Source organism: Arcobacter sp. CECT 8985, assembly GCF_004116495.1.
Taxonomy (GTDB): Bacteria; Campylobacterota; Campylobacteria; order Campylobacterales; family Arcobacteraceae; genus Malaciobacter.
On sequence record NZ_PDKC01000058.1, the window covers coordinates 1 to 5,034 of the forward strand.

At 21.1% G+C, this 5,034-nt stretch carries 5 protein-coding genes; all 5 read right to left on the reverse strand.

What is annotated here, in order from left to right; translation table 11 throughout:
• Positions 1-292: 292 nt before the first annotated feature.
• Positions 293-1,324 (reverse strand): leucine-rich repeat domain-containing protein, encoded by a 1,032-nt coding sequence (locus CRU93_RS13795; RefSeq protein WP_129104770.1) that lies wholly within the window; start codon positions 1,322-1,324, stop codon positions 293-295.
• Between the two features lie 122 nt (positions 1,325-1,446).
• Complete coding sequence (locus CRU93_RS13800) at positions 1,447-2,022, reverse strand: hypothetical protein (RefSeq protein WP_129104771.1); 576 nt, start codon at positions 2,020-2,022, stop codon at positions 1,447-1,449.
• Positions 2,023-2,039: 17 nt separating this feature from the next.
• On the reverse strand, positions 2,040-2,246 hold the full coding sequence (locus tag CRU93_RS13805) for a hypothetical protein (RefSeq protein ID WP_129104772.1): 207 nt from the start codon (positions 2,244-2,246) through the stop codon (positions 2,040-2,042).
• A gap of 22 nt (positions 2,247-2,268) precedes the next feature.
• The gene (locus CRU93_RS13810; protein ID WP_164967702.1) at positions 2,269-3,885 is read right to left on the reverse strand and encodes an ankyrin repeat domain-containing protein; all 1,617 of its coding nucleotides are present in this window, start codon (positions 3,883-3,885) and stop codon (positions 2,269-2,271) included.
• Positions 3,878-5,034: toxin-antitoxin system YwqK family antitoxin (locus CRU93_RS13815; RefSeq protein WP_129104774.1), on the reverse strand; the 1,157-nt coding region annotated here is incomplete at its 5' end. The genes CRU93_RS13815 and CRU93_RS13810, both read right to left, overlap by 8 nt.

Consider the following 5,034-nt stretch of genomic DNA (forward strand, 5'->3'; position numbering starts at 1 on the left):
ATTTAGCATAAAGGTTCCTAAATAATTTTTGAAATTATAATATATTTTATATTAAAATAATTTTAATTGTTATAAAATTATTTTAATATTCCAAAATAATTAGAAATTATCTAGTACAGGATATAAATAAACAGAAAAAAAGACTTTAAAATAAAGATAATTTTCCACTTAGTTCTCTACCATGCTTTTTTATTAAACTCTTTGAAGAATATTAGTTTTGTTATAATATTTGCAAACTTAATAGTAGATCTACAGTTTTTAAATAGATTTGCAAGTATTTATCTATTACATTTTATAATCCAAACCATCTTTTCCACCAAGGTTTTAAAGTTTTACCATCTTTTTCAAAACAAGATGTTCCTTCTCGTATATCTTTAGTATTTTTTGGAGAACATATTTTAAGTGGTGTATTTCTTGCTTTAAATAGTAAATACATAGGATTTACATCAGTATTTGTCAGTATTCCACTAGCATCTGTTACTTGTGTATCAGATATATCAAGTGTAATTAATCTTGGAATCTTTTTTAAAACAGAAATATCTTTTATACTTGTATTCTTTAAAGATAATTGCTCTATATTTGGAAAATTAAGTAAAAAGTCTATATTTGTTATATCTTTATTATTATTTAAACTTAATGTTTTTAATTTTTTAAGATCAATTAGCATCTTCATATCTTCTACTGTAACAGATTTAGGAGGACTAAAAAATGTTAAATTTTTAAAATTATTAAGCATATGAAAGTTTTTTATTTTAATATCCCCTAAACTTAAAAATTCTAAATTAGTTAAATCTTTGATTTGAGATATATCTATAGTATCAGTATTTTTCATATAACCATATGTTAAATTTTTTAAAGTTTTAATATTATTAATTGAAGATAAATCTGTAACTTTTGTTTTACTTAAATCTAAATTCTTTAAATGTTTTAAATCTTTTAAGGCAGATAAATCACTTACTGGATTTCCTGATAAATTAAGTTCTTTTAATTTTGTAAGATGTTTTAACACTGAAATATCTTCTACTTTATTATCATATAATCTAACGCTTTCTAAATCTAAAAAAAATTGAAGAGGAGACAAATCTGTAATATTATTAGTCTCTGCATTCGCAAAAGAGAAACCACTTGTATCAGTTTGAATATAAAGATAATCACACATTTGTTTATTAATTTTTACTTTATTATCTTTAGCTAATGCTTCAAATGTTATTTTTTGAGAAGGTGTTGGATTGTTACACATCTTCATAAACTCTTTTTTATTTGCTAATCCTTTTGCAAATAATATATGTGTTAATAGTATGAATAGTATAAATATTTTTGTCATCTTTTTGCTCCTAATCTTTTTAGAAATTTTTTTACTTCTTGTTTAATAGTTAGTTTATGTGAACTTTCTTCGATATCAACTTTTAGTGCTTCCTATTTTGATAAAAGTTAGAAAGGATTAGTTTATATATTTGAATGTAAACTAATAAGAAATTGTCCAACGTTACCACCACTAGAAGTAGTCAAAGAAACCCAAAGACTTAAAAATAAAGATAGTATTGTGATGATTTTCCACTTAGTTCTCCACCAACCTTTTCTTTTATTGAACTCTTTTATGTATTTTTCACCTTTATCGCCTTTTTGACATAATATTACGTCTGTTGTAAATGCTAAAATATATGTAACTGTTAGAACATAACCAAAGCTATCTTCAAAAGTAGGGAAAAAAGAGTATTTAAATATATGATAAATTCCAATATAAAATAATACAAATGTAAATTGAGCTAAGCCTGCACCTATTATTGTTCCATAACTTAATGATGGATTCTCTGTATATTTTTTTCTTCTCTCTTCTATCATTTTTTTAGGATTTATAATACCTCTTTTTGTATATTGTTTATGTATAATTGGAATGTCGATAATTAGAAATATTAACTTTCTATATGGATATAAAATAAAGTCTAACCCATAAGATATTTTAATTGCACCTCTATAAAAAAAATAATATATTATATTGTAAAAATATTCAATTTCTTTCAATTTTCTTCCTTTAAATACTATCTTTTATTATGTATATCATTAAATTTATCAATATCTTTCGCCATAGGCCAAATTAAATATCCACCTAAAATATTAAGAGATAAGAAAAGTAACCATTCTACTAGTTGTGGTATTAAATTCTCAAATACTATACCAAATATCCATGCAAATATAATACTAATAGAACCAATTAAAGCTTTTTGATTATTTGTAAGTTTTTTCATTTATTTTTATAATTTTTTTACTTTACAGATTTTTTAATAATTTAATTAATTTATTATTATCTAATAAAACTGCATAATCATATGCAGTCTTATACTCATTGTTTTTTAAGAATTTATTAGCATTAAGATTAATTAATTTTTTTACAATATTTATATTTTCTCTTCTTGTAGCTATTATTAAAGGTGTATCTCCATTTATATCTTTTGCATTCAATTTTAAATTCGAATATTTAATTAATATATTTAGAAGATATATATCATTATTATATGAAGCATAATGTAAAGGTCTATATCCTAAAGAATTTTTTATATTTATATCTAATCCATTTTTGAAAAATAGTTCTAATAGTTCTAAATTATCTTCTTTATACAACCTTTCAAATAAGTTTTCACCTTTATTATTTTTTTGGTTTAAGTTGATTTTATTAGAAGTAAGAAACTTAAATATATCATATTTATATAAAGGTATTTTAAATGCAATATTTTCATTTTCATTATTTAAGTGATTTATATTTGCTCCATTATTTACTAAATATTTTATTGTTTTTAAATCATTAGATAAAAGTAGAGCGCTATTACCAATATCATTTTGAGCATTAATATCTGCTCCATTATTTACTAAATAACTAATAATATCAACTTGAGTTAAACTTTTAGTAGCTTTAATTAATGAGGTATTCCCTTTTTTATCTCTATGATTAATATTTAATTGTAAATGCTCAACTAAATATTTTAATAATTGGAAATGATTTTTATCTAATGCCTTCATAAGTAGATTTTCATTATAAATATTTATTGTATTTTTATCAAGTTTTTTAGATATTAAATATTTAACTATATTTAAATCATTTTCTTCAACTGCATTCATAAGTAAATTTTCTTGAAGATTATTTTTATTCTCTAGATTTATAGTGAATTTTTCTAAATATTTAATCATTTTAACATTAGTATACTTCAATGTTTTTTGTAATAACGAATTCTTATTTTTATCTAAAGTATTTAAATTTGCTCCATTTTTTATTAATAATTCTATCATTTTAAAATTGTTTTTTTTTATTGCTAATCCAAGTGCAGTTAATCCAGAATTATCTTTAGCATCGATATTTATTTTATTTTCAATTAAATATTTAGATATTTTTAATGAATTAGAGTACATTAAAGCATTTTTACCATTTTTATCTTGATAATTTAAATTTATACCTTTTTCAATTAAAAGTTTAATTATTTTAAAATTGTTCTTTTTTACAGCTATTAATAAAGCATTTTGACTATGATTATCTAATATATTAATATCCACTTTATTATTTAGTAATAATTTAACAAGTTCGAAGTTATTCTTATATATAGCACTTATTAAAGGTGGAGAATAAAGTTGACTTTTTACATCAAAATTTGCACCCTTTGAAATAAGATATTTTATCACTTTCAAATTTATTTTGTCAGGAATAAAAGAATATATAATTGCAGGTGTATTAAAATCATATAAGTTTATATTAACTTTATTTTCTTCTATTGCTTTTTTTACACCTTTTATATTTCCTTTCATTAAAGAGTCTAAATAAGTATATTCTTCAACTGTAATAGCATTTAAATTTTTTAGAAGAAAAATAAATAATAGAAAAAAAGTAATTCTATTCAATCTCATCTCCTTTATTGTTATACTTTTTATTTATAACCTCTTTTCCATTTACTATTTTTATGTGTTTAGCCAATTGTGAGTTTGGATGATATTCTTTAAGTTCACTATTATTGGTAATTTTATTAACTGTTCCAATTGAGAGAATTTTTCCATTTTCATAATAATTTTTAAAATTAATATTATTATTTTTTTTGAAAGCAATACTTTTTTTATTGCCATTTTTATAATAATTTTGAATATCCGTATAGTCTTCTTCACCATTTGTATATAATATTTTTGATTTTAATTGTTTGTTTTTATAGTAACTTTCAACATAACCATTTAATTTATCATTTTTATATGAGCCTTTTTCTTTTAAAACATTAGGATTATCATAAAAATATTTTTTATAATTTCCATTAAGTTTTCCTTCTTTATATGTTACTACATATAGTATATTGCCAGCTACATCATATCTTTTTGTTATACCATCTAAAATATCATTTTTATACTCTTCATATTGTTCTAATATTCCATCTGAATTATAGGTTTTAACGACTCCATTTAACTTACCATCTTTATATTCTTTATATTCTTTTAATAATCCCAAATTATTATATATTTTAACAACACCGTCTAAGTAACCATTAGAATATTCTTCATACCTTTGTAATATTCCTCTTGCAAAAGAATATTTATCATATGTAAAAGATTTATATTTTAATTTTTTTCCATTCTTATAATAAGTAATAGAAGAAAGATATCCACCTAAATATCTTTTTTCTTCTCCATCAAGCTTACCATTTTTATAATTAGTTATTTTTGATACTAACCCAGATTCATATTCAATACTTTTTATTTTTCCATTTTTATAATTAGAAATTCTTTTTAAATCACCATTTGAGTCATATACTATCTCTTTACCTTCCTTCTTTCCATTCACAATTTTTGTACTAATACTTTTATGAGTATTCTCATTGAACTTTTTTAGTGTTTGTGAAAGGCGGTATCCCCTTTTATTATATTTAACAGTAGATTTTAAAGCACCATCTATATAATATTCTTTTTCTAAACCTTCATTCTTATCAAAATTATACTCATAACTTTTTATTAATACCCCTTTTCTATTATATTCTTTGGTACTTTTAATATAATTTTTAGTATAAATTG

Coding starts and splice junctions, on each gene's coding strand:
- CRU93_RS13795 (WP_129104770.1), bottom strand. CDS start 1,324: ATGACAAAAATATTTATACTATTCATACTATTAACACATATATTATTT.
- CRU93_RS13805 (WP_129104772.1), bottom strand. CDS start 2,246: ATGAAAAAACTTACAAATAATCAAAAAGCTTTAATTGGTTCTATTAGT.